Source organism: Rhodococcus koreensis, assembly GCF_900105905.1.
Classification (GTDB): Bacteria; Actinomycetota; Actinomycetes; order Mycobacteriales; family Mycobacteriaceae; genus Rhodococcus_F; species Rhodococcus_F koreensis.
Genome location: NZ_FNSV01000005.1, coordinates 7064982 through 7091504, shown reverse-complemented (window position 1 = coordinate 7091504; position 26523 = coordinate 7064982). Strand labels below are relative to the sequence as shown.

The 26523-nt window shown below is 68.0% G+C and carries 25 protein-coding genes; 14 read left to right on the top strand and 11 right to left on the bottom strand.

All coding sequences use genetic code 11. The features are described 5' to 3' along the window. The first annotated feature begins 10 nt into the window (after positions 1 to 10). Entirely contained in the window at positions 11 to 808 is a 798-nt protein-coding gene (locus BLV94_RS36770; protein WP_072939793.1) for an SAM-dependent methyltransferase, read from the top strand. 337 nt (positions 809 to 1145) lie between these two features. Then, positions 1146 to 2693: a TROVE domain-containing protein gene (locus tag BLV94_RS36765; protein ID WP_072939791.1), complete on the top strand. Its 1548-nt coding sequence runs from the start codon at positions 1146 to 1148 to the stop codon at positions 2691 to 2693. A gap of 16 nt (positions 2694 to 2709) precedes the next feature. Here the strand turns inward: BLV94_RS36765 and BLV94_RS36760 are convergent, their stop codons facing one another. Beyond that, the gene (locus BLV94_RS36760) at positions 2710 to 3327 is read right to left on the bottom strand and encodes a type IV toxin-antitoxin system AbiEi family antitoxin domain-containing protein (RefSeq protein ID WP_072939789.1); all 618 of its coding nucleotides are present in this window, start codon (positions 3325 to 3327) and stop codon (positions 2710 to 2712) included. 113 nt (positions 3328 to 3440) lie between these two features. On the opposite strand from BLV94_RS36760, the gene BLV94_RS36755 reads away from it, so the two are divergent. Next, complete coding sequence (locus BLV94_RS36755) at positions 3441 to 4208, top strand: LmeA family phospholipid-binding protein (RefSeq protein ID WP_072939786.1); 768 nt, start codon at positions 3441 to 3443, stop codon at positions 4206 to 4208. Between the two features lie 12 nt (positions 4209 to 4220). Here the strand turns inward: BLV94_RS36755 and deoC are convergent, their stop codons facing one another. After that, entirely contained in the window at positions 4221 to 4886 is a 666-nt protein-coding gene (deoC, locus tag BLV94_RS36750) for a deoxyribose-phosphate aldolase (protein ID WP_072939783.1), read from the bottom strand. Between the two features lie 57 nt (positions 4887 to 4943). Between deoC and BLV94_RS36745 the strand changes: the two genes are divergently transcribed. Next, the gene (locus BLV94_RS36745; protein WP_072939780.1) at positions 4944 to 5777 is read left to right on the top strand and encodes a class I SAM-dependent methyltransferase; all 834 of its coding nucleotides are present in this window, start codon (positions 4944 to 4946) and stop codon (positions 5775 to 5777) included. 13 nt (positions 5778 to 5790) lie between these two features. Continuing rightward, positions 5791 to 6675 (top strand): formyltetrahydrofolate deformylase, encoded by an 885-nt coding sequence (gene purU / locus BLV94_RS36740; RefSeq protein WP_072939778.1) that lies wholly within the window; start codon positions 5791 to 5793, stop codon positions 6673 to 6675. Between the two features lie 13 nt (positions 6676 to 6688). Here purU and BLV94_RS36735 read toward each other — a convergent pair whose 3' ends face one another. Further along, positions 6689 to 7360 carry a GntR family transcriptional regulator gene (locus BLV94_RS36735; protein WP_072939776.1) on the bottom strand — a complete coding sequence of 224 codons (672 nt, stop codon included), beginning with the start codon at positions 7358 to 7360 and terminating at the stop codon, positions 6689 to 6691. A 194-nt stretch (positions 7361 to 7554) separates the two neighbouring features. Here BLV94_RS36735 and BLV94_RS36730 point away from each other — a divergent pair, with 194 nt between their 5' ends. Genes BLV94_RS36730 through BLV94_RS36720 form a run of 3 tightly spaced genes read left to right on the top strand, consistent with a single transcriptional unit; the run spans position 7555 to position 10458 of the window. Then, on the top strand, positions 7555 to 8307 hold the full coding sequence (locus tag BLV94_RS36730) for an HpcH/HpaI aldolase family protein (protein ID WP_072939773.1): 753 nt from the start codon (positions 7555 to 7557) through the stop codon (positions 8305 to 8307). After that, a complete protein-coding gene (locus BLV94_RS36725) occupies positions 8304 to 9656 on the top strand; it encodes an MFS transporter (protein WP_072939770.1) in 1353 nt (450 codons plus the stop codon). The genes BLV94_RS36730 and BLV94_RS36725 overlap by 4 nt, the downstream gene beginning before the upstream one ends. Before the next feature lies 1 nt (position 9657). After that, entirely contained in the window at positions 9658 to 10458 is an 801-nt protein-coding gene (locus BLV94_RS36720; protein WP_072939768.1) for a carbon-nitrogen hydrolase family protein, read from the top strand. 68 nt (positions 10459 to 10526) lie between these two features. On the opposite strand, the gene BLV94_RS36715 is transcribed toward BLV94_RS36720, so the two are convergent. The 4 genes from BLV94_RS36715 to BLV94_RS36700 all read right to left on the bottom strand — a co-directional run bounded on the left by BLV94_RS36715 (position 10527) and on the right by BLV94_RS36700 (position 15458). After that, positions 10527 to 11369, bottom strand: a complete 843-nt coding sequence (locus tag BLV94_RS36715; RefSeq protein ID WP_072939764.1) for an enoyl-CoA hydratase-related protein — start codon at positions 11367 to 11369, stop codon at positions 10527 to 10529. A gap of 44 nt (positions 11370 to 11413) precedes the next feature. Further along, a complete protein-coding gene (locus BLV94_RS36710) occupies positions 11414 to 12931 on the bottom strand; it encodes a class I adenylate-forming enzyme family protein (RefSeq protein WP_072940410.1) in 1518 nt (505 codons plus the stop codon). An 82-nt stretch (positions 12932 to 13013) separates the two neighbouring features. Next, positions 13014 to 14495 carry an MFS transporter gene (locus BLV94_RS36705; RefSeq protein ID WP_072939761.1) on the bottom strand — a complete coding sequence of 494 codons (1482 nt, stop codon included), beginning with the start codon at positions 14493 to 14495 and terminating at the stop codon, positions 13014 to 13016. A gap of 3 nt (positions 14496 to 14498) precedes the next feature. After that, positions 14499 to 15458 (bottom strand): PDR/VanB family oxidoreductase, encoded by a 960-nt coding sequence (locus BLV94_RS36700; protein WP_072939758.1) that lies wholly within the window; start codon positions 15456 to 15458, stop codon positions 14499 to 14501. Between the two features lie 150 nt (positions 15459 to 15608). Here BLV94_RS36700 and BLV94_RS36695 point away from each other — a divergent pair, with 150 nt between their 5' ends. From BLV94_RS36695 to BLV94_RS36685, 3 genes are read left to right on the top strand one after another with little or no spacing between them, the layout of a single operon-like run. Next, positions 15609 to 16388, top strand: a complete 780-nt coding sequence (locus BLV94_RS36695; protein ID WP_072939756.1) for an SDR family NAD(P)-dependent oxidoreductase — start codon at positions 15609 to 15611, stop codon at positions 16386 to 16388. Positions 16389 to 16410: 22 nt separating this feature from the next. Next, on the top strand, positions 16411 to 17313 hold the full coding sequence (locus tag BLV94_RS36690; protein ID WP_072939753.1) for an alpha/beta fold hydrolase: 903 nt from the start codon (positions 16411 to 16413) through the stop codon (positions 17311 to 17313). A gap of 38 nt (positions 17314 to 17351) precedes the next feature. Continuing rightward, a complete protein-coding gene (locus BLV94_RS36685) occupies positions 17352 to 18008 on the top strand; it encodes a TetR family transcriptional regulator (RefSeq protein WP_072939750.1) in 657 nt (218 codons plus the stop codon). An 81-nt stretch (positions 18009 to 18089) separates the two neighbouring features. On the opposite strand, the gene BLV94_RS36680 is transcribed toward BLV94_RS36685, so the two are convergent. From BLV94_RS36680 to BLV94_RS36670, 3 genes are all read right to left on the bottom strand, one after another. Further along, complete coding sequence (locus BLV94_RS36680; protein WP_072939747.1) at positions 18090 to 19583, bottom strand: aldehyde dehydrogenase; 1494 nt, start codon at positions 19581 to 19583, stop codon at positions 18090 to 18092. 19 nt (positions 19584 to 19602) lie between these two features. Then, positions 19603 to 20427, bottom strand: a complete 825-nt coding sequence (locus tag BLV94_RS36675; protein WP_072939746.1) for a mycofactocin-coupled SDR family oxidoreductase — start codon at positions 20425 to 20427, stop codon at positions 19603 to 19605. Positions 20428 to 20648: 221 nt separating this feature from the next. Next, on the bottom strand, positions 20649 to 21638 hold the full coding sequence (locus BLV94_RS36670; protein ID WP_072939744.1) for a GNAT family N-acetyltransferase: 990 nt from the start codon (positions 21636 to 21638) through the stop codon (positions 20649 to 20651). Between the two features lie 200 nt (positions 21639 to 21838). Here BLV94_RS36670 and BLV94_RS36665 point away from each other — a divergent pair, with 200 nt between their 5' ends. From BLV94_RS36665 to BLV94_RS36655, 3 genes are all read left to right on the top strand, one after another. Next, entirely contained in the window at positions 21839 to 23008 is a 1170-nt protein-coding gene (locus BLV94_RS36665; protein ID WP_072939742.1) for an aromatic ring-hydroxylating oxygenase subunit alpha, read from the top strand. Between the two features lie 52 nt (positions 23009 to 23060). Further along, positions 23061 to 24212 carry an acyl-CoA dehydrogenase family protein gene (locus BLV94_RS36660; RefSeq protein ID WP_072939740.1) on the top strand — a complete coding sequence of 384 codons (1152 nt, stop codon included), beginning with the start codon at positions 23061 to 23063 and terminating at the stop codon, positions 24210 to 24212. A gap of 138 nt (positions 24213 to 24350) precedes the next feature. Beyond that, complete coding sequence (locus BLV94_RS36655; protein WP_244163743.1) at positions 24351 to 25007, top strand: lipase family alpha/beta hydrolase; 657 nt, start codon at positions 24351 to 24353, stop codon at positions 25005 to 25007. 69 nt (positions 25008 to 25076) lie between these two features. Here the strand turns inward: BLV94_RS36655 and BLV94_RS36650 are convergent, their stop codons facing one another. Continuing rightward, positions 25077 to 26450: an MFS transporter gene (locus BLV94_RS36650; protein ID WP_072939739.1), complete on the bottom strand. Its 1374-nt coding sequence runs from the start codon at positions 26448 to 26450 to the stop codon at positions 25077 to 25079. Positions 26451 to 26523: the final 73 nt, after the last annotated feature.

Here is a 26523-nt window from a genome sequence, read left to right as displayed (position 1 = left end):
CGGATTTCCCATGACTTCAGCGACGCTGAGGCGGCCCCACGGTGTCATCACCCGGGGTACGACAGGCATCAACAGGCTGCGCCGCAGCGACCGCTGGCTCGTCCACGACGCGCTGGTGCGCCGGACGCTGCACGCGTCCGCTGACCCGCTCGTCGTCGACCTCGGGTACGGCGCCCGGCCGCACACCACGTTCGAGCTCGCCGACCGGTTGACCGCCGTGCGCGGCGACCGCCGGGTGGTCGGGCTCGAGATCGACCCCGAGCGAGTGGTCGAGAGCAGGAACGGAGTGAGTTTCGCCCGCGGCGGGTTCGAACTCTCCGGACTGCGTCCCGTCCTGGTCCGTGCGTTCAACGTGCTGCGGCAGTACCCCGAGGATGCGGTCGGGCCTGCCTGGGCGCGGATGCAGTCCGGGCTCGCACCGGGCGGGTTGATCCTCGACGGCACGTGTGACGAGCTGGGCCGCCGCTGCGCGTGGGTGCTGCTCGACGCCATCCGCCCGCTGTCGCTGACACTGGCGTGGGATCCGTTCGCGGTGGAGAAGCCGTCGGACATCGCCGAACGACTGCCCAAGGCGCTGATCCATCGGAACGTCCCGGGTGAGCCGGTCCACGCCCTCCTCGCGGCGGCGGATCGCGCGTGGGCCACCGCGGCGCCGCACGGCTCGTTCGGACCGCGGGTGCGGTGGCGGGCCGCCCTCGAACTGCTGCGCGCGCAGGGACTTCCCGTGCAACCGCAGCGCCGCCGGATCCGCGACAACATTCTCACCGTTCCGTGGGATCTGGTCGCACCCGGTTCCGGCACGAATTAATTCACGCGACATCCCCCGACGCGCCCCGTAGAGTCGGTTCACGAAACATGTTGTGCCGGTGCGCAGGCGAGGGCTACTTCGACTGTGGATCGCGTGGTCGCCGGTTCGAATCCGGTCAGGGACGCAGGTCCCTGTAGCTCAGTGGTAGAGCGCGTCCGTGCCTCCGCCGACTTCGAACTCGGCACGACATGTGTGCGCGCCACCCGGTGCGCAGACGACGGATACTTCTCTGGTGAAGTGCGTGGGGCACGCGGTTCGACTCCGCACCCCGTCGTCGCCTCGACCTCGGGTGGCGCGCACCCACGAGCACCGGCACCTCCCGGAAGGAGGAACGACCATGAGCAAGTTCAACCCGAAGATGCTGCGCCGCAACAAGGTACGGAGCCCCATCACGTCGGAGACGCAACCGTCGGGCCGCACCTTCGAGGGCGGCAGCGGCTACGCCCGCGACGCGAAGAGTGAGCTGTTCCTCCTCGCGGTCACGAACATGGTCGGTGAGCACACGTTCTACGAGTCGGCTTCGGACTGCGACGGGCGGTTCGTCGCGCTGATCCACGAAGTCGCACTGTCGGACCCGGAGTGGACCGCCCGCCTGATCGGGTGGCTGCGCCGCGATGCGCATCTGCGTTCGGCGTCGGTGGTGGCCGCAGCCGAGTTCGTCCGGGCCCGGCTGGGTGCCGGTCTGCACGGCGGCAACCGTGCCGTCATCTCCTCCGCACTGGAGCGGGCCGACGAGCCGGGCGAGATCCTCGCGTACTGGATGTCCCGGCACGGCCGTTCGATCCCGAAGCCGGTCAAGCGCGGTGTCGCGGACGCCGCCGCCCGGCTGTACTCGGAACGCTCACTGCTGAAGTGGGATTCCGAGAGCAGGGACGTCCGCTTCGGCGACGTTCTCGAGCTCACCCACGCGTCGCCGTCGGCGGCGTGGCAGGGCGAGCTGTTCCGGCACGCGATCGACCGGCGGCAGGGTCGCGAGAACGCAGTGCCTGCCGGTCTGCGCATGCTCACGGAACGGTCGGCGCTGGCGGCACTCCCGCCGGAGGACCGGCGTGCCGTTCTCCGGGCCCCGGAGCGGCTGTCGGCGGCCGGCATGACGTGGGAGTCGCTCGCCGGCTGGCTGCAGGGACCGATGGATGCCGCGGCCTGGCAGGCGGTGATCCCGTCCATGGGATTCATGGGGCTTCTCCGCAACCTGCGGAACTTCGACGAGGCCGGGATCCCCGACCACGTCGCCGAGCAGGTGGCGGCCCGGATCGCCGATCCGGGGGAGGTCGCGAAGTCGCGGCAGCTGCCGATGCGCTTCCTCGCGGCGTACCGGAACGCGCCGAGCCTGCGGTGGGGGCACGCGCTCGAGCGTGCGCTCGGGGCATCACTGTCCGCGGTCCCGTCGCTGCCCGGCCGCACCCTGGTTCTCGTCGACCGGTCCGGGTCGATGTTCTACAGCCGCGTCTCGGCGCGGTCGGAACTGACGAGGGCGGACGCGGCCGCCGTGTTCGGCACCGTGCTGGCGGCACGAGCCGAGCAGGCGGACCTCGTCGAGTTCGGCACGGACAGCCGGATCGTTCCGTTCGTGCATCAGGCGGTCCTGCGGGTGGTCGACAGCTTCGGCGACCTGGGCGGCACCGACACGGCATCGGCGGTGCGGAAGCATTACCGCGGCCACGATCGCGTCGTCATCGTCACCGACGAGCAGGCGGCGTGGGGAGATCCGATCCGGCACGTCCCGGCCGACGTCCCCGTCTACACGTGGAACGTGGCGGGCTACCGGCACGGTCACGGGCCGGCGGGGTCCGCGAACCGTCACACGTTCGGCGGACTGTCGGACGCGGGGTTCTCGATGATCCCGCTGATGGAGGGCACCCGGGACGGCGAGTGGCCGTTCTGAGTGCCGCGGTGATCCGTCAGGTGCAGGTGGCCAGTGCGTGTTCGACGCGCTGCGCCACCTGCGCCGGCAGGGATCCGCATTCGCCGTGCAGTGCGCGGGCGTTCAGTCGCCCGATCGCGACGCCGTCGGCGACCACCTCGTCGAGCAGTTCCTGCGAGATTCCGCTGGCGGCGAGGTCGAGGGCCGTGCACAGCGGCGTGGTGATGCGCAGCGGGCCGACCTGCTCGCAGTCCTCCGGGCGGAGTGACCGCCGGTGCAGCGCCAGCTGCTGAGTCGGCGAGGGCGGCGACAGCACCGTCGAGAGGTGGATGAACCGCGGGTACAGGTGTCCGAGACCGTGAAGTTCGGCGGCACTCTGGTGGGAGACCGCGGCGGCGGCACCGAACCAGGTGCACCATTTTGCGAATTCCTCGAGATCGGAGTGCGGACAATCCTTCAAGCGGAACAGGTCTCGCTCTATCTTGACCCATGAGCCGTCGGCGAGTCGCTCGCCGATCTCGTCGGCAGCGAACCCGAGGCGCAGCACCTGCGCAGTGGTGAAGAAACCCGCCTGAGCCGTCGCGACGCGTGTCAGCTCTTCACCGACACCTTCGCGCTCCGGGTCACCGGGACGTGGAGCCAACCATCCGGACATTCCCCTACATTACTGGGCAATTGTGGCAGGTATCACAATTTCTACGGATCTCGACGACCCGCCGCCGACGCATTCACAGAATTTGTTCAGAGTTGTCGGGAAGAATCCGTGTAATGGCAGCCCGAACGAACTCCGCACCCCGAAGTAACCGTGTGCTCGTCATCTCTCTGGTCGTCATCGCCGCGCTCGTGGCGGTACTCGTCGGCGGCGAACTCTTCGTCCGCCACAGAGTGAAGACCTGCATGGCAGACCAGTTCGAGAGCCAACTCGGCTCGCAGGTGGACGTGGGACTGAGCTGGAAGCCGGTCCTGCTGCAGTCGATCGACAAGAACGTCCCCTACATCACCATCGACAGCGACGACACCAAGTTCGGCCCCGCACAGGGAATGCAGGTGCACGCCCAGGTCAACGACATCCGGATCGAGAACACCGCGGACAGCAGCGGCACCATCGGCAGTTCCGACGCGGACGTCACCTGGTCGACCGCCGGCATCCTCGCGACCCTGCAGCAGCAGGCGTTCGGCTCGCTGATCAGCGGTGTCACCGCCGATTCGAGCGCGGGAACCCTGAAGTTCTCCGTCGGCCCGGCCGGGCTCGCGGATCTGACCGTCAAACCGGAGGTCGTGAACGGGACCGTGAAGGTCGACACGGTGGGCGCTGCGATCCTCGGCTTCGGGCTTCCCACCGACCTCGTCGACGGCGTGGTCCAAATCCTGACCTCGAGCCTGCAGACCTACCCGCTGGGCATGCAGCCGACGGCGCTGAAGGTCACCGACGACGCGATCGAGATCACCCTCGAAGGCGGCGCCTACACGATGCCTGCCGCCCCCACCCAGCAACAGCAGCAGGAACAGCAGAGCAGCTGCGGCCTCCTCGTCTGATCGGCGGCCGGGTCAGTCGGGCAGTCCGTCGAGAACGGCGCGGGTGCCCGACAGGCCGAGCCGCGTCGCACCGGCCGCGATCATGTCGAGCGCGGCCGCCGCGGTGCGGATCCCGCCGCTCGCCTTGACCCCGATCCGCCCGCCGACGGTCTGCGCCATCAACCGCACCGCCTCCACGGTCGCTCCTCCGGCCGGGTGGAACCCGGTGGACGTCTTCACGAAGTTCGCGCCTGCCCGCTCGGCGGCCCGGCACGCTTCCACGATCGCCTCGTCGCTCAGCGCGGCGGTCTCGAGGATCACCTTGAGGACGGTGCTGTCGCCGACTGCCTCGCGCACGGTGAGGACGTCGGCGAGCACCGCGTTGAAGTCGCCTGCCACGGCGGCACCGATGTCGATCACCATGTCGATCTCCTGGGCGCCCTGATCCACGGCGAGCCTGGCCTCGGCCCCCTTGACCAGCGAGTGGTGCTTCCCCGACGGGAACCCGACCACCGCCGCGGTCACCAGCCCGGGTGCCTTGACCGGAAGCATCGACGGCGACACGCAGACTGCGAGCACACCGAGCGAACGCGCCTCGTCGATCAGCGCCTTCACGTCGTCGGTGGTGGCCTCGGGTTTGAGGAGCGTGTGGTCGACGAGGTCGGCCACCTGGGAGCGGGTCAGTGCAACGTCGGACATACCTGTGAGCTTCGCACAATGCCTTCCCGGGCCCGCCGCACGGCCTAGCATCGCCGTATGAGTGATCCGGGATCGGTCTTCGACGAGGCACGGCTCGAGTTCGACCGGCTGACGACGGCCGTGTGGGGACCGGCCGGGCAGTCCCTCGCCTTCCAACTCGGATTGCGCCCCGGGGACGCCGTCCTCGACGTGTGCTGCGGCGCAGGGTCTTCGGCGCTTCCCGCGGCCACCGCGGTGGGTCCGTCGGGTCTCGTCCACGGCGTCGACCTGTCCGACGAACTCCTGGAGGTGGGGCGCCTGAAGGCATCGGACCGCGGGCTGCAGAACATCGAGTTCGTCCGCGCGGACGCCACCACGTGGGAGCCGCCGAGCACCGTCCCGGCGGCAGGCTACGACGCACTCGCCTGTTCGTACGGCGTGTTCTTCCTGCCCCACATGGACGCCGCGTTCACCCGGCTCGCGCGCCTCGTCCGGCCGGGCGGCAAGGTCGGGATCACGGTGTGGCGGCGGGGCGCGTTACGGGACTTCGCCGAGGCGCTCCACGACGCTGTCGCCCGGCACCGGGAACCGGAGGCCGACTCCGGCGGGTCGCCGTTCGACGCGCTCGAACACATCGACACCCCGGACGGGCTGCACCAGTGGCTCGGCGAGCTGGGCGCGCACTCGACCGAGGTCCGGGAGCTGTCCAACATCATTCCCGCGACACCCGAGTTCGTATGGGACCTCGTGATGGGCGGGAACCTGCGCCGCGCGCTGTCCCCGTTCGACGACCGGACGGTCGAGCAGATCCGTCTCGATTTCCTGCAGCTGCTCACCGAACGCGCGATCCACGACGTCGACGCCGGCACCCTCGTCGGCACCGCCGTGGTGAACGGCCGGAGTGCGACCTGAAAGACTGGTGCCCATGAGCGCTGCTTCGACCGAGGACCACCGGTACGTCCTTTCTCTCGGCTGCCCCGACCGCACCGGCATCGTCGCCCGGATCTCGACGTTCCTCGCCGAGGTCGGCGGCTGGATCGTCGAGGCGGCGTACCACGCCGACGCCGACACCGGCTGGTTCTTCACCCGTCAGGCGGTGCGGGCGTCGTCCGTCGACATGTCGATCGGAGAACTCCGGGAGCGGTTCGCGGCCGTCGCCGCCGAACTCGGCCCGGAGACCGAGTGGACCGTGTCCGACACGGGCGAGCGCAAACGGGTGGTGCTGCTGGTGAGCAAGGAGGCGCACTGCCTCCACGACCTGCTGGGCCGCGCGGCCGGAGGCGAGTTGCCCGCCGACATCTGCGCGGTGATCGGCAACCACCGCGACCTGGAGGCCGTCACGCGACAGCACGGCATCGACTTCCATCACGTGCCGTTCCCGAAGGATCCCGCCGAGCGCGGGCCCGCGTTCGAGCAGGTGCGTGAACTCGTCGACGCCCACGACCCCCATGCTGTGGTGCTGGCACGGTTCATGCAGGTGCTGCCGTCGGAACTGTGCGAGCACTGGGCCGGCCGGGCGATCAACATCCACCACAGCTTCCTGCCGTCGTTCGTCGGCGCCCGCCCGTACCACCAGGCATTCGCCCGTGGTGTGAAGCTGATCGGCGCGACCTGCCACTACGTGACGGCCGAACTCGACGCGGGCCCCATCATCGAGCAGGACGTGATCCGCGTCGACCACGCCGACGAGGTCGCGGACATGGTCCGGCAGGGTCGCGACATCGAGAAGCTCGTGCTGTCCCGCGGCCTGCGCTGGCACCTCGAGGACCGCGTCCTCGTACACGGCCGTAAGACGGTGGTGTTCAGCTGATTTCGCCGCTCGGCTACTGGGACGGCAGCAGCGCCAGCACTTCCGGGACGGGCCGCAGGTGGGCGGTGAGGATGTCCAGCGCCGTGTCCGCGTCGACCGCGTCGAGTGCGGCGACGAGCGCCCGGTGCTGCGCGTTGATGGTGTCGAGCCGTTGGGGCCCGACGTGCAGCGCGCGGACGGCGACGCGCTGCTGCCGTGACCGCAGCGAATCGTAGAGTTCGGTCAGGACGGAGTTCTGTGCGGCACTGACCATGGTCAGGTGGAATTCGCGGTCGAGGCCGGACACGGCGAACCAGTCCTGCTCGCGCCCGGCGGCTTCCATCGGCTCGATCAGATCGACCATGTGCGCGGGTGCGCCGGCTCCCCGCGCGCACAGGGCGGCCACCGCGTGGCCCTCGATGAGCAGCCGGGTCTGGTAGACCTCTTCGAGTTCACGAGCCGTGACCGTGCGCACCTGCGCCCCCTTGCGCGGGAGCAGCGTGATGAATCGTTCGGCGGCGAGGCGGTGGAACGCTTCTCGCACCGGAGTCCGTGACACCCCCATCGTCCCGGAGACCCAGAGCTCGTCGAGGAATCGGCCGCCTTCGATGGATCCGCGGATGATCTCGTCCCGCAGCCAGACGTACACCCGATCTCGTGCCGGTCCGGATTCACCGGTGGGCCCGGTGAGCGTCGATGCCGACATCGCGATCCCTTCGTCAGACGACCCGCCGGGATTGACGGACTCGTAACAAATTGATCATACAAGCTATGGACACACCAAGTATTCTTTGTGTATACATGACATATACAGAGCGGATGTGGGAGCGGTCACAGCGCAGTGACGGCCGAGAGCCACCCGTTTCCGGCAAGTGACCCCCGAAAAAGGAGACCACCAGCATGTACAGCACTCCCGCCGATCGGCGTTACGCGATCTGGCTGTCCGACCCGAGCTTCGCCGCAGCGGAAATCGCGCGCGGCATCGGCTACGGCGCCGTGGTCCTCGACATCGAGCACGGATCGTTCGACCTCGCGGATCTCGAACGGTTCATCCCGTTCCTGCGCAGCCTCGGCATGGAGGTCCTGGCCAAGGTACTCGGACCCGAACGCGGACCCATTCAGCAGGCGCTGGACTTCGGCGCGACCGCGGTCGTCATCCCGCACATCGAAAATGCCGCTCATGCAAAGGAAATCACGGCATTCGCGAAGTTTCCGCCGCTCGGCGACCGGAGCTTCGCGGGCGGGCGGACCACCGGCTACGGCGGTTTCACCGACGAGTGGGTCGCGGAGCAGGACGCGTTCACCCGCTGCTACCCGATGATCGAGGACGCCGGAGCGATCGAGGCCATCGCCGAGATCCTGGCGCTCGACACCGTCGACGGTGTGTTCGTCGGGCCCTCGGACCTGTCCCTCCGCCGCGAGCGGGGAGCATACTCACGCAAGGAGGGTGACTTCACCGACCTCGCCGCGGTGGCCTCGGCAGCCGCCGAAGCGGGCAAGCCGTGGGTGCTCCCCGCGTGGAGCGTGGAAGAGAAGGAGTTCGCGGTGCAGCACGGGGCCGATCAGATGGCGCTGATCATGCAGCACGGCGCGCTCGCCGCAGGGTTCGCGGGACCGTTCGAGCAGATCAAGCAGATCAGGGAGTCACGATGACGACCCGGACGTCGGGATCCGCTTCCCCCACAGGCACGGACGCGGCCGTCCGCCCCCGCGTGGGTCGTGCCCGGTGGACGATCGCCGGAGTTCTCGGCGTCGGCATGTTCGTCAACTACATCGACCGCGTCAACCTGTCGATCGCAGCCCCGGAGATCATGCGGGACTTCGATATCAGCGCCTCGCAGATGGGCATGGTGTCCTCGGCGTTCCTCTGGACCTACGCCATGCTGCAGATGCCGATCGGATCGTTCATCGACAAGATCGGCGTCCGGTGGGTCAACCGGGTGGCGGCGTTCCTGTGGGCAGTCGCCTCGTTCGCGTCCGCCGCCGCGGGCGGTCTCGGCATGCTTCTCCTCGCCCGTCTGGTCCTCGGCGTCGGTGAGGCGCCGACGGTACCCGCGGGCTGGAAGGCGATCGGCCAGTGGTTCCCCCGCCAGGAGCGCGGAACCGCGACGGCCGTCTTCGACGGGTGCGCGAAGGTCTCCAACGTGATCGGCATCCCGATCATGGCCTTCCTCGTCACGACGTTCAGCTGGCATGCGGCGTTCATCTTCACCGGCATCCTGTCCGTCGGCTATCTGGCCGTGTGGTGGCTGCTCTATCTCACCCCGAAGCAGGCGCTCGCCAAGGGGCGCCTCAGCCAGGAGGAATTCGACTTCATCCGCGAAGGCGGCGCCGAGGACGAGGACGCCGAGACGGCGGGCTCACTGAACGGACTGGGATACCTTCTGCGCCGGCGCAAGACGTGGGGCCTGGCGCTCGGCTACGCGTCGTACACCTACGCGTACTACGTCCTGCTCACCTGGTTGCCCGCCTACCTGGAGAAGCAGTTCGGGGTGAACCTGCTCAAAGGAGGCATCTACACGATGATTCCGTGGCTGGTGGCCGTCATCGCGCAGTTCCTCATCGCGGGCATCCTGATGGACCGATGGCTGGCTCGGACCGGCGACGTCACCAAGGTGCGCCGGACGGTGCTGGTGGTCAGCCTTCTCGCGTCCCTGGCCGTGACGGGTGCAGCGTATGCGGGATCGATCGCGGTCGCGCTGATCTTCCTGTCGATCGGTGCCGCCGGTCTGGCCGTGTCCGTTCCCGCGGGTTCGAGCATCGTCGCCCTGATCGCACCGCAGGGCTACACCGGATCGCTCGGCGGAATCGTCAACTTCGTCGCCAACCTCCTCGGGATCGCAGCGCCTATCGTGACCGGCATGGTGGTCGACTCCACGGGCTCGTTCGCGGGCGCCTTCATCGCGACCGGAGCCGTACTCGTCGGCGGAATCTTCTGCTACACCGTGGTGCTCGGCAAGATCGAACGCATGCCCGCACCCATCACCTCGGAAAGGTACTGACATGATCGACGTCGCAATCGCACAGTTCGCATCGGGTGCGGACAAGCACGACAACCTCGCGCAGATCGCGAAGTTCGCGGAGGAAGCGGCCGCGGGCGGCGCCCGGGTGCTGGCGACTCCCGAATACGCGATGTTCACGCTCCCGGTGATGGACGAGCGGTTCGTGGACTCCGCCGAATCCCTCGACGGTGAATTCGTCACCGGCCTGCGCGAGATCGCCGTCCGGCACGGGCTGACGCTCGTCACCGGGATCAACGAGGCGATCCCGGGCGAACGCAGGATCTTCAACACCCTCGTCGCGATCGCCCCCGACGGCGGCATCGCCGCCACGTACCGAAAGCTGCATCTGTACGACGCGTTCGGCTACCAGGAGTCGGAGTTCGTGCAGGCGGGGACCATCGGCGATCCCGAGACGTTCACGGTCGACGGCATCACGTTCGGCCTGCAGACGTGTTACGACCTGCGGTTCCCGGAGGTGACCCGGCGCATCGTCGACGCGGGCGCCGACGTCCTGGTCCTGCCGGCCGAGTGGGTGCCCGGCCCGCTCAAGGAGGACCACTGGACCACGCTGGTCCGCGCCCGGGCCATCGAGAACACCATCTACGTCGCCGCGGCCGATCAGTGCGCCCCGGTGGGTTCGGGCGCGTCCGTCATCGTCGATCCGATGGGCGTGGTGATCGCGTCCCTCGGCGAACGGACCGGGACCGCGATCGGCACCGTCTCCGCCGAGCGCATCGCCGAGGTCCGCGCCAAGAACCCGGCGCTGACGCTGCGCCGCTTCGAGGTGGTGGCCAAGCAGTAGATGCCGGCGAATTGGTCAGGCTCACACGCTATTGCGTGTGAGCCTGACCAATTCGCGCGCAACGGTATTCAGCGGAAGACGTCGGGCAGGCCGTCGGACACCGACTGGGGGAAGTCGGGTTGCCGCTTGTCGAGGAACGCTGCGACCCCTTCCCGGACATCCGCCGACGTTCCGCGGACGTGGATGGCGATCGACTCGGCCCGGTGCGCGACCTCGGGGCTGTCGGCGCCGAGCATTCTCCACATCAACTGCCGGGTCAGCGCGACGGAGACCGGCGAGGTGCCCGCCGCCAGTTCGCGCGCCACCGCAATCGCTCGCGGCAGCACGTCTGCGGCGGGGACGACCTCGCGGACGAGGCCGCGTTCGAGCGCCTCCGCCGCCGACACCATCTTCCCGCCCACGGCCCACTCGACGGCGGTCGAGATCCCGACGATCCGGGGCAGGAACCAGGTGGAACAGGCTTCGGGCACCAGCCCGCGACGGGTGAACACGAAACCGAACTTGGCTGTGTCGGAGGCGATCCGGACGTCGGCGGGCAGTGTCATCGTCACACCGACTCCCGCTGCAGGACCGTTGATCGCCGCGATCACCGGCTTCGTCGACCGGTAGATCCGCAGCGACGCCTGACCGCCCGAATCGGGCGGCGCCTCGCCGCTTTCCGCGTCGTCCTCCGTGACGAACGTCTCGCCGCCCTTCGCGAGGTCGGCCCCGGCGCAGAAGGCCCGGCCGGTTCCCGTGAGGACGATCGCACGGATGGTGTCGTCGGCATCGCACTCGTCGAAGACCTCGATGATGCGGTCCCGCACCTCGAGAGTGAAGGCGTTGAGTCGATCCGGGCGATTCAGCCGCACGATCGCGATCTCACCGTCCCGCTCGAGTTGGACGACGCTCTCGGTGGCGATACTCGTCATGAACTGTTCTCTTTTCGTCGTGTGGTCCCGTGTCGCGCGGTGTGTCAGCGCACCTTCGAGAACCGTTCGGATACGTCGCGGTACTCGGATCTGATCGCGGTCTTCGACAGCTTTCCGCTGGGGAGGCGCGGCAGGGGTTCGTTCCGGATCACGACGTACCGGGGCACCTTGTAGTCGGCGACGAGTCGGTCGCAGTGCTCGACGATGGCGACCTCGTCGACGTCGCCGGTCACCGTCACGATCGCGGCGGGAGTCTCACCGAATCGTGGGTCCTTCGCGGCGATCACCGCCACTTCCTCCACTCCCTCGATCTCACCGATCACGCGTTCGAGTTCCACCGGAGAGATGTTGATACCTCCGGTGATGATGAGGTCCTTGAGCCGGTCGACGAACTGCAGACGCCCTTCGCCGTCCCGCGTTCCCAGATCACCGCTGTGCAGCCAGCCGTCCCGCAGCGCGGCCGCGGTGGACTCCTCGTCGTTCCAGTAGCCGGGCGTGACGCCGGGCCCGCTGAGGAGAATTTCGCCTTCCTCGCCGGGGTCGGCCTCTGTCCCGTCCGGGCGGACAACTTTCATCTCGGTGAAGATGGAGCCGTTTCCGCACGTCCCGGGGTGGTCGAATGCCTCGCTCACGAGGGTGGCGGTCGCGACTCCCCCGGCCTCGGTCATTCCATAGATCTGCCGGAGCGCCACTCCCTTGTCCGCCCACCGCTGCAGCAGAGCGGGTGCGACGGCGGCGCCGCCGACGATCGCCGTGCGCAGGGAACCGAGATCCGCGTCGTCGAATTCCGGGGCACGGGAGATGGCCTCGAAGATCAACGGGACACCGAACAGGGCCTGGACCTTGTGTTCGCTCAGCAACGCCGCGGCGCGTCCCGGCTTCAGCTCGCGTTCGATGATGATGGTGCCGCCGAGCACGGTGGTCATGAGCAGACCCCACACGAGGCCCGGGGTGAAGACGAGCGGCAGCACCAGCAGTGTCGTCGCACCGGGCCGCAGCCCCTCTTCGGTCAGCGACGCCTCGAAGACGATGTTGAGCAGGGTGCGATTGGTGCAGATCACGCCCTTGGAGAGCCCCGTCGACCCGCTGGTGAACAGCAGCGCCGTGGGGTCTTCGGGACCGACGTCGATCCGGAAGTCGTCCACACCGCCACCGCGCAACGCCGCGAACTCGTCGAAGGGCAGCGAATCGAACGTCGCCCCCAGGGTGCGGGTCGCGTCCACCGCGTCGCCGAATTCGGCGGGCGCCAGCACCAGCCGGGCTCCCGCGTCGTCGACCACCTTGCGGAGTTCCGCCGGCTTGAGCCGGGGGTTCAGCGGGACGAGGACCGCGCCCGCCTTGAGCACTCCGAGCGCGACGGCCGGCCACTCGAGCGAGTTCGGGCCGAGCACGCCGACTCGGTCACCCGGCTCGATTCCGGCCTCGACGACCCGGCGAGCGACGCGGCTCGACCAGTCCTGCAGTTCCCGGTACGTGAGCGCGTCGTCGTCTACGACGATCGCCCGCTGGTCGCCCTTCGTCGCCGCCCACCAGTGCAATGCCGACCCGATTGTCGCAGCCATCTCCACTCAACCTTCCGCCGTCGCCGCCGGGCGACATCGATGTCACGGCAGACGCCTCGCGCCACCGCTACAAACCTATGATCTATAGATTAACTGATACTGCACCGAATCGGACACCCCGATCGGCACGTTTTCTCGAAAAGTGTTCCGCTCGAGCGATTGCCAACCCGGCCGATCCCGCCGCCGCGCCGCCCACCCAGAACGCGATCACGAACGCCCGCTCCGACGCCAGATCCGTGCCGGCGACCGTCACGGACGCGAGCAGTGTCGCGACCAGCGCGCTGGCGAGGGAACTGCCGAACGTCCGCGCAATCGCGTTGACGCCGTTGGCGACCCCGGTGAATTCGGCAGGCACGGCGTCGACGAGCAACGCGGGCAGCACCGCGTAGGACCCGCTCACGAAGACGTTGATCACGACGAGCGCCACGATCACCTGCCACAACCGGGAGTGGGCCAGTGCCAGCATCGCGAATCCGGCCACCCCGATCCCGCAGGCTGCGACGAGCACGCGGTCGGCGCGGAAGCGGTGAACGAATCGGCCGCTCGCCGACGCCGCCACCACCCCCGCCACCGAACCGGGGAGCAGCACGAGGAGGCTGGTGCGCAGTACCGAGGCGTCGAAGCCGTATCCGACGGCGGCGCGCGAGGCCTGCACGAACTGCGCCGAACCGAGGAACTGGATGTACATGGCCATCCCGACGAGAAACGCCGCGAGGTGCGTGCCCGCAACTCGCCGCCCGGTCAGCAGCATCGGCGGGACGAGAGGCGCCCGGGTCCGTCGCTCGTGCAGGTACCACCCCGCCGTGACGGCGATCCCCAGTGCCGCCACGCCGATCGTCGCCGGTGAGGCCCAGCCCCACCGGCCGCCTTCGGCGAGGGCGATCAGGATCGCGGACAGGCCCACGGCCATGAGTCCGACGCCGACCGGGTCCATGCCGCTGCGGGTCCGCGCCGCGCCGCCGCGAGGTACGGTCACCCAGGCGACGACGAGGGCGGCGAGGTTCAGCCCGACGAGCAGGGCGAACACTCGCCGGAAGTCCGCGCCCTCGGCGTGCAGGACGCCGGCGGCGACCATGCCGAGTCCCCCGCCCACGGCCAGGATCCCCGACATCAGCCCGATGGCCCCCAGGAGCCGGCGCGGGTCGAGACGCCCTCTCAGTACGGCGACGCCGATCGGGAACAGCGCGAACGACACCCCCTGAAGGATTCGGCCGAGCACGAGGAACGGGAGTTGCTCGGTGACGGTGCACAGCACCGAACCGAGGAGCACCAGGACGAGCGTCCCCAGCAGCACCGGGCGCGGACCTTGCCGATCGGCGAGTCTGCCGAGAACCGGAGTGCACACTGCCGCGGCGAGCAGGTTCGCGGTGACCACCCAGCCCACGGCGGCCGAATCGACCCCGAGTTGCGACGCCATCGCGGGGAGCAGCGGCACGACCGCCGTCTGGATGACGGCCGTGGTCATGACGACGAAGCACAGCGCCGGGACCAGCAGCCGATCGCGCTTCCCGGACCGTCGGGCCGGAACCGTGACCGTGGCCGACTCCGCCCCCGTCGTCACCATCCGTCAGAGATCCAGGATCAGCTTGGGTGTGCAACTCCGGGACACGCAGATCATCATCGCGTCGTTCTCCGCCTGCTCGTCCTCGCTGAGAACGGAGTCCCGGTGATCAGGGGTGCCGCCGAGCACCGCGACCTCGCACGTTCCGCAGGTGCCCTCCCGGCAGGAGAAGTCGACGTCGAGGCCTTCCCGGAGGACGGCGTCGAGAACCGTCTCGTCCGCGGCAACCTGCACCGTGCGCCCGGATCGGCCGAGTTCGACCTCGAACGCGCCGTCGTCGCCTTCCGGAAGCGCCTTCGGCGCGAAGCGCTCGACGTGCAGGGTGACGTGCGGACGTTCCCGGCACGCCGATTCGATGGCCTGCAGCAACGGTTCCGGCCCGCAGCAGTAGACGACGGTTCCGGGCTCGGCCTCGTCGAGGGCCGTGGCGAGATCTAGGTGTCCGTGCTCGTCCTGCGGGCGGAGGAGCACCCGATCCGGGTGTGCGTCCGCGAGTTCGTCGGCGAATGCCATGCTCGCGCGGGTCCGCCCGCCGTAGAGCAGGCGCCAGGGCGTTCCCTTCGAATCCACTTCCCGCGCCATGGGGAGCAGGGGCGTGATGCCGATCCCGCCGGCCACGAACAGGTACGAGTCGGCGTCGACGAGGGCGAAGTGGTTCCGGGGACCTGCCACGGTGACGAGGTCGCCGGATTCGAGCTTGTCGTGGACGCGGATCGAGCCGCCTCGACCGTCGGCCTCACGGAGCACGGCCACGGTCAGCGACGTCGTGTCGCCGGGATCCCCGCACAGCGAGTACTGGCGGGTGATCGTGTCGTCGAGGACCAGATCGATGTGTGAACCCGGTGTCCAGGCCGGGGCCGCGGCACCGGACTCGTCGACCAGCGTGAGTCGCACGACGCCGTCGGCAAGCGTTTCCTTACCGGCGACCTGCATCTGCAGCCGCTCCTGGTTCGCATTGCTGGTCATGTACCTGTCTCGTTCCACTCGACTCCACTTGGTCGTAAATCTTATGTCATTAGATTAATGTCACGCAAGACGCACGTCGGAGATGTTGCCCCGCGGCAGCACCTGCGATAAACCTATGTGCATTAGAATTTTGGATGGGAGACCTCGCTCATGAACCCGCAGGCAACCGAATCGGTGCTCGACCTGTTCCGCCTGACCGACTCCGTGGCCGTCGTCACCGGCGCGGGCAGCGGCCTCGGCGCAGGTTTCGCGTGCGCGCTCGCCGAGGCGGGCGCGGATGTCGTGATCGCCGCACGACGGCGCGACCGACTCGACGCGGTCGCCCGATCGGTAACCGAACGCGGTCGCGACTGCCTGGTCGTCCCCACCGACGTGACCGATCCACAGCAGTGCGACGCGCTCGCCCGGGCGGCGATCGACCGGTTCGGCAGACTCGACATCCTGGTGAACAATGCCGGGGTCACCCACGCTGCACCCGCCACCCGCGAGCGGCCCGAGGACTATCGGGCGGTGCTCGACGTGAACCTCTTCGGCGCCTACTGGGCCGCGCAGGCCTGCGCCCGCGTGATGGGCCCCGGTTCCAGCATCGTCAACATCACCAGCATGCTCGGCCTGGTGAAGTCGGTACTCCCGCAGGCCGCGTACTCGTCGAGCAAGGCGGGGCTTATCGGCTTGACCAGGGATCTGTCGAACCAGTGGTCGGGGCGCAAGGGCATCCGGGTCAATGCGATCGCACCGGGATTCGTCGACACCGACATGATCGGCGAGATGTCGGCGGAGACACTCGCGGCATTCCTCCACGACTGTTCACTCGGACGAACCGCCACCCAGCGCGAACTCGACGCGGCGGTGGTCTTCCTCGCCAGCCGGGCCTCGGGCTACATCACCGGTTCGACGCTCGCCGTCGACGGCGGAACCTCCGGTCACTGACCGACGAAAGGCGACAACGACCATGCCGATCACCACGATTCGCACCGAACTGCGAGGCGACGGACTCACTCTCGTCGCGGACCGGTGGGAGCCTGCGTCCGCGAAGAAGGGAATCGTCCTGCTGCTGCACGGTGGTGGGCAGACCCGTCATTCGTGGCAGCGCACCGGAATTCGACTCGCCGACAACGGCTGGTGCGCCCTGGCCATCGACGCTCGCGGTCACGGTGAGAGCGAGTGGGCCGAGGACGGCGACTACGGCAGCAACGCCCACGCGCGCGACCTCGCGGCCGTCGCCGCCGGTCTCGACGAGCCACCGGTGCTGGTCGGCGCGTCCATGGGCGGAATGGCGTCGTTGCTCGCGCAGGGCGACCACGGCATCGGCCGCGCGCTGGTCCTGGTGGACATCACCCCCCGCGCCGAACCCGGCGGCCTCGCCAAGATCACGTCGTTCATGGAGAGCGGCCTCGCCGGTTTCGACACCCTCGACGACGCGCTCGACGCCGTCGTCGCCTACAACCCGCACCGTCGTCGTCCGCCGCGCGTCGAGGGACTTCGCAAGAACCTTCGCCTCCGCGACGGGCGCTGGTACTGGCACTGGGATCCACGGATGATCACGTATCGGGAGAACACCGACGACCACGCCGAGGTCCGGGAGGCGCGGGCCCGTGCCGCGGCGCGCGCGGTGCGCGTCCCGACCCTCCTCATCCGGGGCGCGCAGTCCGACGTCGTCAGCGCGGACGGTGCCCGTGACCTGCTGGAACTGATCCCGACGGCCCGTCACATCGATGTCGGAGGGGCCGGGCACATGGTCAGCGGCGACGACAACGACCTGCTCAGCGGCGGCCTGCTCGATTTCCTCGACGGCGACGTCGCCTACACCCATGAGGTGACCACGACCGACTACGATTCACCTCATCATGACTGACAACCATCCGAGCGAACACCCTGACCGGAAAGCCTGACATGCCCCGACCATCGAAGCCCCTGATCAGCCGCGCGGCTGCGGTGCAGGCGTCCATCGAGATCATCGATTCCCAAGGACTCGAGGCATTCAGTCTGCCGCGACTGGCCAAGCACCTCGGAGTGCAGGCGCCGTCGTTGTACCACCACTTCGCGGACAAGAGCGAGATCCTCTCCGCGGTGGCTCGGCACATCGCCGGCGCGTCCGTAGTCCGTCCCCGCCGCAAACCCGGTCCCGACTGGCCCGAGTTCTTCGTGGCGTTGAGCATGAATTTCCGCCAGGCCATCCTGCGCCACCGGAACGCCGCGCCGATCCTCCTGCAGTATCTGCCGCGGGACCTCCTGATCGGCACGTACGAGGACACGGCCCGGTTCCTGCTGGACTCCGGTGTGCCGACGCATCTCCACGTCCAGATTCTGGACGGGATGGAGACGTTGTCGATCGGCGCGGTCCTCACGGAGGCGATGCGCAAGCCGAGCACCCGGGCAACGATCTTCCCGAACGTCGATCCGGAGTCTCAGCCACTCCTCGCCGAAGCGCTTGCCGCCAACGAACTCTCGTCGAAGCGATTGTTCGAGGAGATGATCCGCAGCTTCCTGTACGGCGTGATGCGAAACGATGCGGCCGCCGCGAACGCCCCGCAGGAACGCTCCGCCTGACACGCCGGCACCCGACGAGGCGAAGGGCCCCTGGGACACGATGTTCCAGGGGCCCTTCGTCATCTCGGTGCCGGCGATCCGCTACCCGATGGCGGGCAGATGCACCGTCTTGGTCTCGAAGAACTCCTCGAGACCCTCGACGCCGCCTTCACGTCCGACGCCGGACTGCTTGTAGCCGCCGAAGGGCACGGTGAAGTCGATGATGGTGGCGTTCACGCTGACCGTTCCGGTCCGGATACGCTGGGCCACCTCGAAACCGTGCTCGAGGTCGGCCGTGTACACCGCGCCGGACAGTCCGTAGATCGAGTCGTTGGCGATGGCGATCGCCTCGTCCTCGTCCTCGTAGGTGATCACGGAGACCACGGGACCGAAGATCTCCTCCTGCGCGACCCGCATGTCGTTGCGCACGCCGTCGATCAGGGTCGGTTCGACGAAGAAGCCGTGGTCGACGCCTGCGGGGCGGCCGCCTCCGAGCACGACGGTCGCGCCCTCCTCCTTCGCCGAGGCAATGTAGCTCTCGACCCGGTCACGCTGCCGTTCCATGGCGAGCGGGCCGAGGAATGTCGTCTGCTCCCACGGGTTTCCCATGGTGAGGAAGCCCAGTGCGCCCTTGAGCGCCTCGACCACCTCGTCGTGGCGCTTGCGTGACACGAGCACCCGCGTCAGCGCGATACACGCCTGACCGCTCTGCATGCAGCCACCCATCGGGAGCGACTGCATGACGTGCCCCAGATCGGCGTCGTCGAGGATGATCGCCGCCGACTTGCCACCGAGTTCGAGCGACACCCGGGCGATGCGCTCACCGGCGAGCGACATGATGCGCCGCCCGGCGAGAGTGCTTCCGGTGAACGTGATGTGATCGACGTCGGGATTGGTGACGAGAGTTTCGGACACCTCCCGGTCGGCGCAGAGAACGCTGACGACGCCATCCGGAATCTTCCCTTCGGCCGTCAGTTCCCCGATGACGTCGGCGAACACGGACGGCGACAGTGGGGCTTCCGGCGCCGTCTTGAGGATCACCGAGCACCCTGCGGCGAGGGCGGGGGCCACCTTGAAGGCGATCGTCCCGATGGGCCCGTTCCAGGGGATGATGGCTGCCACGACCCCGGTCGGTTCCTTCAGGATTCGCGAGACCCCGCCGTCGGCGCGGGTCCGGTCGTCGCGGGTGGAGTAGTCGCGGGCCACGGCCGCCACGGCGCGGAACAACCCGGCGGTCATCTGCTGGGTCGGGCCGCTGACCGCGACGGGGATGCCGACCTCGATCACGCCGAGCGGGGTCAACTCCTCCACGCGGCTCTCGAGTCGCGAAGCGATCTCGTCGAGGACGTCGGCGCGTTCGGCCATCGTGCGCGACGCCCACCCACCGGAATCGAATGACGTGCGAGCGGCCTGCACGGCGCGTTCGACGTCTTCGGTTGTGGCGCTGCGGATTCGCGCCGCCTTATTCTCGGTGAACGGGTCGACGAGGTCGATCCACTCGTCTCCCGTCGACTCCACCCACCGGCCGCCCACGAACACCTGCTCGCGATCGGCGATCTTCGGAGGCGCTGCGGCCGCCGACTCTGTTGTCGTCATGGTCGAAAATTCCCTTCGCTCAGCGGTTGTTGTAGCCGGCATCGACCGGCAGGGTCACGCCCGTGACGTACCGCGCCTCGTCGGAGGCGAGGAACACGATGGCGTTGCTGATGTCGACGGCCTCGATCAGCTCGACCGGCATCGGATTCTTGTACGATTCGTCGTTCGCGACCTCGGGGTGCGAGTTGACGAACTCGCCGTATTCGGCGTTGGCCACCATCGGGGTGTTCACCCCGGTGGGATGCACGGTGTTGACCCGAATGCTGTGCTTCGCAAGCTGCTTCGAGTACAGGCGCATGAGACCGACGACGCCGTGTTTGGCCGCGGAGTAACCGGCCTGGCCGGGGAACGTGTTGAGCCCGATGCTGGTGAGGCCCGCGGCGGAACTGGTGATGACGATCGACCCGCCCTCGCCCCGCTCGATCAGCCCGGGCACCGTCACCTCGAGTACGTGCCACACGCCGGTGAGCATCACGTCGATGGCGTCGTGCCACGCCTGCGGCTGATTTCCGGGTCCGATGACGGGCATGATGCCGGCGTTGGGCAGGACGATGTCGACGTGACCGAACTGTTCGATCCCGGCGTCGTACGCGCGCTGGACGTCGGCGCGGTTCCGGACGTCGCCCACCGACGTGACGATGGAACCGCCGGCCTCCTTGACCAGGCGTTCGGTCTCGGCGAGGTCATCCGTGGTCGCCATCGGATAGAAGACGGTGTCGATCTGCTCGCAGATGTCCATCGCGATGACGGAGGCGCCCTCCTCCGCCAGTCGCACCGCGTGCGAACGTCCCTGTCCGCGTGCCGCACCGGTGACGAACGCGACCTTCCCCTCGAGTCGTGCCATGACGTGTCCTCTCGTTCAACCGAGTCTGAGATGTCGGTGATGTGCCCCGAAATGTCGCGCGGCGTGCGCGCGATGTGAGCACTGGATGTGGGTCTTGGGTTCGAGGGCCGTCGGCCGGACGCCCTCGAAACGGACACCGCTTGTGAGCCGTGTCACAGGACAGTATCGCGGGATTCGCCGCTCGTCAACAGTGACACAAATATCGTTCTCCGTCTCATGCCTCAGAGGTAGCCGGGGGCCTCGTGCCACTCACCGACCTGGTAGCACGTGTGCGCATCCTCCTGCTCGAACGACAGCAACCGGCAGAGCCGGACCGCACCGTCGTCGTCGGGATCGATTCTCATCAAGGCGATCTGGGCCCCCGCGTCGCGCAGCACCTCGAGCGCGCGCACGAGCAGCGCCGCACCCAGGCCGCCGCCCCGCGCCTCCTTCTCGAGCACCAGCGCACGGATCCACGCCGCCCGCAGTTCGAGGTGCGTGTGCAGCGACGGGTCCAGCCAGACGAACCCCTGGGGGCGGCCGGCGTCGCCGGACGCGAGTACGACGGACCCGGTTCCGTGGGCACGGCTCTCCGACAGTTTCTCGAGCTGAGCGGCCGGAATTCCCGAACGGCCCAGCACGTCGTCGAGAGCCTTCACCGACTCGGGGGCCTCCAGCCCGCGCGGTGCCTCCAACACGGACCCGGCCGGGAGGTGCACCGGATCGAGCGGAACCGCGAACGGCCCGGTCAGGCTGCGGAACAGGGTCCACAGCCGGCTCACCGACGAGATCCCGAACCGTCGAGTCAGGCGTTCGGCCGCGGGATGCGTGCCGAAGGCCCAGACGCGCAGCGTGCGCGCACCGGTACCCATCCAGCCGTCCGGCCGGTCCACGTCGAGGCCCAGTTCCTCGACGAGCAGGGTCGCAATCCCCCGCGATCGATAGTCGGGGTGCACGACGAACTGGACGGACCCGAGACCGTCGTCGTCCACGGCGATAGTGAGGTACGCGACCACGACGAGCGGAACGTCGTCGAGAGCGCTCAGGCCCCGGCGCGCCTTGACGGCAAGATGCGATACCCACACCCCCGGCCGCGAACGTGCCGTGACGTCACGCGGTTCGATGCGCGAGAACCCCGCTTCGTCGTCGTATTCCGCGGCCGCGCCCACCAGGGCGAGAACCTCGTCGCGGTCGTCGTCTGCGAGTTCCTCGCACCATTGACAGGAAATCATCCGTATCACTCCTCATCGGACGGTGTCACCTAAACCTAATGCTCATTGATAACACCCGCAACGGCCGGACCTGCGAGGGTTTACACATAAATCTATGTGAGTTAGATTTAACGGGTCGATCCACACCGCATTCGGAGCCGGTGACGGGCAGCGGCGACAACGCCGGCCCCTCGACTCCGCACGACACTGGAGGAAACGCAATGACCGAGGTCGGAGCCCCCCGCGAGGAACGCATTCGCCGCGCCCTGGATCACCTGCGCAACGACACGACGGACGAATTCGACCACATCACCTGGTTCCAGCCGGAGGAATTCACCGATCCCGCCGTGGCCAAGCGGGAACGTGACCTCATCTTCGGACGTGTCCCCTCGATCGTCGCTCACGGTTCCGAGATCCCCCGCGCCGGCGACTTCTTCACCCTGCAGATGCCGCGGAACAACATCATCGTGGTCCGACAGCGCGACGGCGGCGTCAAGACGTTCGTCAACCTCTGCCGGCACCGTGGCGCCCTCCTCGAAAAGGAGGAGAAGGGCCGTTGCCGACTCTTCTCCTGCCCCTACCACCGGTGGTCGTACGACACGGACGGCAGCCTCCGGACAATCACCCGCGACAACACGTTCGGCGAGACCGACACCACCAACATGGGGCTCGTGGAATTGCCGACCGAGGAACGTCACGGTTTCATCTGGGTCGTCGACGACGCGGACGCCGAGATCGACGTGGCGGGCTGGCTCGGCGAAGAGATGGATACGATCGTCGCCGGCTACGACCTCGGTTCCAAGATCGCCTTCCAGTCCGAGGGATTCGACGAGCCGGTGAACTGGAAGATCATGCAGGACGCCTTCCTCGACGGGTATCACATCCAGTACGCCCACCCGAATACCGCGGCCAAGCACATCCACACCAACGTGCTGGCGTTCGAGGACTTCGGCAGGCACTGCCGATTCATCGCGCCGCGCAAGTCGATCGACCGGTGGATCGAAGAGGATCCCGGCGACCGGAGCCTGGCCAAGGACATCACGGAAACCCATTTCCTGCTCCCCAACAGCACCCTGTTGCGGCAGCCGGATCACTTCCAGCTCCTCACCTTCCGGCCGCACCCCACCGATCCGCAGCGCTGCCGCATGGAGATGCGCCTGATCGTGCCGCCGGTCGCGGAGACCGAGATGACCGAGGAGAGGTGGAACCGCCTGTGGACCAAGAACTGGGAGATCCTCCTCGCCGTTCTCCACGCGGAGGATTTCCCCCTCCTGCGGGACTCGCAGCACGGCATGACCAGCGCCAATGCCGGCCGGATGGTATTGGGCCAGAACGAGGTCGCCAACCAGGTGTTCCGGCGTGAGACGCAGAAACTACTCGCAACGAACTGACAACACATGATGTGCGGGGCGCCCCACGGGCGTCCCGCATCAGGAGGAAGACATGCAGAGCGATCTGTTCGACCGGGACCACGAGTTGTTCCGCGAATCCGTGCGGGGATTCGTCGACAAGCACGTGGTGCCCCAACTCGAGAAATGGGATGCGGATCGCCTGATCGATCGCGAGACCTGGCTGACAGCCGGTCGCCAGGGTCTGCTCGGACTGTCCGTCCCCGAAGAGTACGGCGGGCCCGGCGAACTGGACTACCGCTTCCGCTTCGTGATCCAGCAAGAGATTGCCCGGGTCGGCGCGTCGGCCCTGCAGTCCGGCTTCTCCACGAACGACGACATCGTCCTGAACTACCTGCTCCGTCACGCCGACGAAGAGCAGCGTCGGCGCTGGCTGCCCGGGTTCGTCACCGGCGAGACCATCGGCGCGATCGCGATGAGCGAGCCTGCCGCGGGCAGCGACCTGCGTGCCATCCAGACCACGGCGGTCGCCGACGGCGACAGCTGGGTGATCAACGGGTCCAAGACGTTCATCACCAGCGGAATCCTCGCCGACCTGGTGATCGTGTTCGCGAAGACCGATCCTTCCGCCGGCTCCCGCGGCTTCAGCCTCTTCGTCGTCGAAGACGGGACGCCGGGATTCGCCCGGGGCCGCAAGCTGGACAAGCTCGGTCTGCACGCCCAGGACACCGCCGAATTGTTCTTCGAGGACGTCCGCGTCCCCAAGGAGAATCTGCTCGGTGAGATCGGTTCGGGATTCGCGTATCTGATGCAGAGCCTCCCCCTCGAACGACTCGGCATCGGTATCGCCGCGCAGGTGTCCGCCGAGGCGGTCCTCGGCTGGACCCTCGACTACGTCAAGGAGCGGACGGCCTTCGGCAAGCGGGTCGGGGAGTTTCAGGGCCTCGGCTTCACCCTCGCCGAACTGCAGACGGCCGTCGAGGTGTCCCGCGCATACATCGACCGGTGTGTGCGTGAGCACAACGCCGGCACCCTCACCGCCGTGGATGCGGCGAAGGCCAAGCTCTGGGCAACGGAACTGCAGGGCCGTGTCATCGATGCCGGGGTGCAGTTCCACGGTGGATACGGCTACATGATGGAGTATCCCGTCGCCAAGGCGTACATCGACGCGCGGATCCAGCGGATCTACGGCGGCACCAACGAGATCATGAAGGAAATCATCCATCGAGACCTGATGAAGGCCTGAATGATTCCGAGTAGAAGGGGTGCGGCGAAGCAATCTTCGCCGCACCCCTTTTTTGCGCCGTTCCCACCCACGCCCACCCGCGCAGAAACTACATTTGTTAGGTAAAACGGTCGCCCTGGGGTAGAGGAGTCGGACGCGATGGCTGCACGCGCACGCACGGTGGCAGTTCTCGGAGTCCTGGCAGTCCTGGGCACTCCGGCGGTGGCCGACGCCGCCCCGGACAAGGCTCCCGTCGGGCCCCCCGCAAACGGGGTCGCCTGCCGCGTGGGCCTATTCCATCGAGCACCCGGCGCCGACCGGGTCGACCTCGTCGGGCACTCCCAGGGCGGACTCGTGCCGCTGTTTTACATCAACCACCTCGGTGGAGAGTCGAAGATCGGCACGATGATCGGGGTCGCTCCCGCCACCCACGGCATCAGCGCCTACGGAATGCTGAATTTTCTCGCCGCGCATTCCCAGGCGAAAGATGCGGTCGGGAAAGTGATTCCGGCGGTCGACGACGGGACGGCGGGTTCGGCGTTCGTCACGGGGACCGGTGAGGGTGGCATGACCCGCCCGGGAGTCGAGTATGCGACCGTCAGTTCGCGGCACGACCTCGTCGTGCAACTGAGCGAGTCGCAACTGCCGCCCGGGCCGAACGTGTCCAACGTCGTGGTTCAGGAATTCTGCCCCGAGGATCTGACCAATCACGGAACCATGGTCCACGACGACATCACACTCCGGATCGTGCGCAACCTCCTCGACCCGGCGACGGCCGTTGCTCCCGCCTGCCATCCCGTGGCGCCGCTACCCTGAACCTCGACGTGCAACGGCGGGACGGGCCGAGGTTTCCCTCGGCCCATCCCGCCGCGTGAGCGTCGGCCGTTATGCGGCGACCTCTGACGACGACTCGGCCCGCTCCGCACCGTCCCGCGCGCGCGTTGTCCTCGACACCGAGACCCATGCGGCGGCGACGCCCGCCACCGAAATCGCCACCAGCAGGATGCTCAGCGCCGCGGTGCTGCCGCCGTCGTTGAACGCGAGTTGCACCGCGAGGACCGGCACGAGCGCGGCGCCGAGTGCGTTCCCGAGTTCACGGCCCAACCCCAGACCGCTGAAGGCGTGACGGGTCTCAAACAGTTCGGTGACGTACGCCCCCATCGGGCCGAAGATCGCAGCGACACCGACCCCGTTCCCCAGGACCAGCACCAGCCAGAACGCGGCGGTACCGCCGTCGTGCCCGACGAGCCAGAACGCCGGGAAGGCGAGCAGCGCGGAGAACACGAACCCGGCGATGATGACCGGTCGTCGACCCACCCGGTCCGACAGCATCCCGAACAGGGGAATGAATGCCGCACAACTCAATTGCGCGAGCACCAGGCCGATCAGGATGTCGGTCTGCCCCATGCCCAGTTGGTTGCGGCCGAACGTCAGCATGAAGACGAGATAGAAATAGCCGAGACCGGCCTGCCCGAACACCATCACGAGTACGGACAGGATGGCGCGGGGTTGCCGGCGGATGACGTCGAGAACCGGGGACGTGGTCTTGTCGTTCGATTCCTCGATGTGGCGGAACGCCGGGGTCTCGGGCAGCCGGGCGCGCAGCGACAGGCCGTACAGCAGAATCAGTCCGCTGAGCAGGAACGGCAGGCGCCATCCCCAGGACATGAAGGCCTCCTCGGGAAGAGCGGCCGACACGCCCAGCAGGGCGCTGGTGCCGAGGACGCCGCCGATGGACGCCCCCGCTCCCGGCAGCGATCCGAGAAGCCCCCGTCGGCGCTGCGGCGCGAACTCCACCGCGACCAGGGTGGCGCCGCCGTATTCGGCGCTGGCCCCGATTCCCTGGAGGATCCGGAGGAGGACGAGGAGGGCCGGAGCCAGCCAGCCGATCTGCGAGTAGCCGGGCAGAAGACCCACGAGCATCGTCGCGGCCCCCATCATCACGAGGGTGAAGACGAGGATCTTCTTCCGACCGATCCGGTCGCCGAGGCTGCCGAGGACGACGCCGCCGATCGGCCGGACGAGGAAGCCGACTGCGAACGTCCCGACCGCTTGCAGCGTGGCCAGGAAGGGGCTCGCACCGGAGAAGAAGACGCTCCCGAACACCACCGACGCGGCCGAGGCGTAGAGGCTGAAATCGTAGTACTCGAGCAGAGTTCCGACGAACGCGGCGCGGCTGGCTCGTTTCGAGTCGCCGGCGGACCCGGAATCGGAGACCGTCGTACCGCCGTCTGCGGCGGTTGATGGGCTGGTTGTCATGCACACACTCCGTGTCGTGCGGTCTCGAAGAGTTCGAGAATGATTGTGACGGGTGCCACGTTAACCAACAGCC

Coding starts and splice junctions, on each gene's coding strand:
- BLV94_RS36770 (WP_072939793.1), top strand. CDS start 11: ATGACTTCAGCGACGCTGAGGCGGCCCCACGGTGTCATCACCCGGGGT.
- BLV94_RS36765 (WP_072939791.1), top strand. CDS start 1,146: ATGAGCAAGTTCAACCCGAAGATGCTGCGCCGCAACAAGGTACGGAGC.
- BLV94_RS36760 (WP_072939789.1), bottom strand. CDS start 3,327: ATGTCCGGATGGTTGGCTCCACGTCCCGGTGACCCGGAGCGCGAAGGT.
- BLV94_RS36755 (WP_072939786.1), top strand. CDS start 3,441: ATGGCAGCCCGAACGAACTCCGCACCCCGAAGTAACCGTGTGCTCGTC.
- deoC (WP_072939783.1), bottom strand. CDS start 4,886: ATGTCCGACGTTGCACTGACCCGCTCCCAGGTGGCCGACCTCGTCGAC.
- BLV94_RS36745 (WP_072939780.1), top strand. CDS start 4,944: ATGAGTGATCCGGGATCGGTCTTCGACGAGGCACGGCTCGAGTTCGAC.
- purU (WP_072939778.1), top strand. CDS start 5,791: ATGAGCGCTGCTTCGACCGAGGACCACCGGTACGTCCTTTCTCTCGGC.
- BLV94_RS36735 (WP_072939776.1), bottom strand. CDS start 7,360: ATGTCGGCATCGACGCTCACCGGGCCCACCGGTGAATCCGGACCGGCA.
- BLV94_RS36730 (WP_072939773.1), top strand. CDS start 7,555: ATGTACAGCACTCCCGCCGATCGGCGTTACGCGATCTGGCTGTCCGAC.
- BLV94_RS36725 (WP_072939770.1), top strand. CDS start 8,304: ATGACGACCCGGACGTCGGGATCCGCTTCCCCCACAGGCACGGACGCG.
- BLV94_RS36720 (WP_072939768.1), top strand. CDS start 9,658: ATGATCGACGTCGCAATCGCACAGTTCGCATCGGGTGCGGACAAGCAC.
- BLV94_RS36715 (WP_072939764.1), bottom strand. CDS start 11,369: ATGACGAGTATCGCCACCGAGAGCGTCGTCCAACTCGAGCGGGACGGT.
- BLV94_RS36710 (WP_072940410.1), bottom strand. CDS start 12,931: ATGGCTGCGACAATCGGGTCGGCATTGCACTGGTGGGCGGCGACGAAG.
- BLV94_RS36705 (WP_072939761.1), bottom strand. CDS start 14,495: ATGGTGACGACGGGGGCGGAGTCGGCCACGGTCACGGTTCCGGCCCGA.
- BLV94_RS36700 (WP_072939758.1), bottom strand. CDS start 15,458: ATGACCAGCAATGCGAACCAGGAGCGGCTGCAGATGCAGGTCGCCGGT.
- BLV94_RS36695 (WP_072939756.1), top strand. CDS start 15,609: ATGAACCCGCAGGCAACCGAATCGGTGCTCGACCTGTTCCGCCTGACC.
- BLV94_RS36690 (WP_072939753.1), top strand. CDS start 16,411: ATGCCGATCACCACGATTCGCACCGAACTGCGAGGCGACGGACTCACT.
- BLV94_RS36685 (WP_072939750.1), top strand. CDS start 17,352: ATGCCCCGACCATCGAAGCCCCTGATCAGCCGCGCGGCTGCGGTGCAG.
- BLV94_RS36680 (WP_072939747.1), bottom strand. CDS start 19,583: ATGACGACAACAGAGTCGGCGGCCGCAGCGCCTCCGAAGATCGCCGAT.
- BLV94_RS36675 (WP_072939746.1), bottom strand. CDS start 20,427: ATGGCACGACTCGAGGGGAAGGTCGCGTTCGTCACCGGTGCGGCACGC.
- BLV94_RS36670 (WP_072939744.1), bottom strand. CDS start 21,638: ATGATTTCCTGTCAATGGTGCGAGGAACTCGCAGACGACGACCGCGAC.
- BLV94_RS36665 (WP_072939742.1), top strand. CDS start 21,839: ATGACCGAGGTCGGAGCCCCCCGCGAGGAACGCATTCGCCGCGCCCTG.
- BLV94_RS36660 (WP_072939740.1), top strand. CDS start 23,061: ATGCAGAGCGATCTGTTCGACCGGGACCACGAGTTGTTCCGCGAATCC.
- BLV94_RS36655 (WP_244163743.1), top strand. CDS start 24,351: ATGGCTGCACGCGCACGCACGGTGGCAGTTCTCGGAGTCCTGGCAGTC.
- BLV94_RS36650 (WP_072939739.1), bottom strand. CDS start 26,450: ATGACAACCAGCCCATCAACCGCCGCAGACGGCGGTACGACGGTCTCC.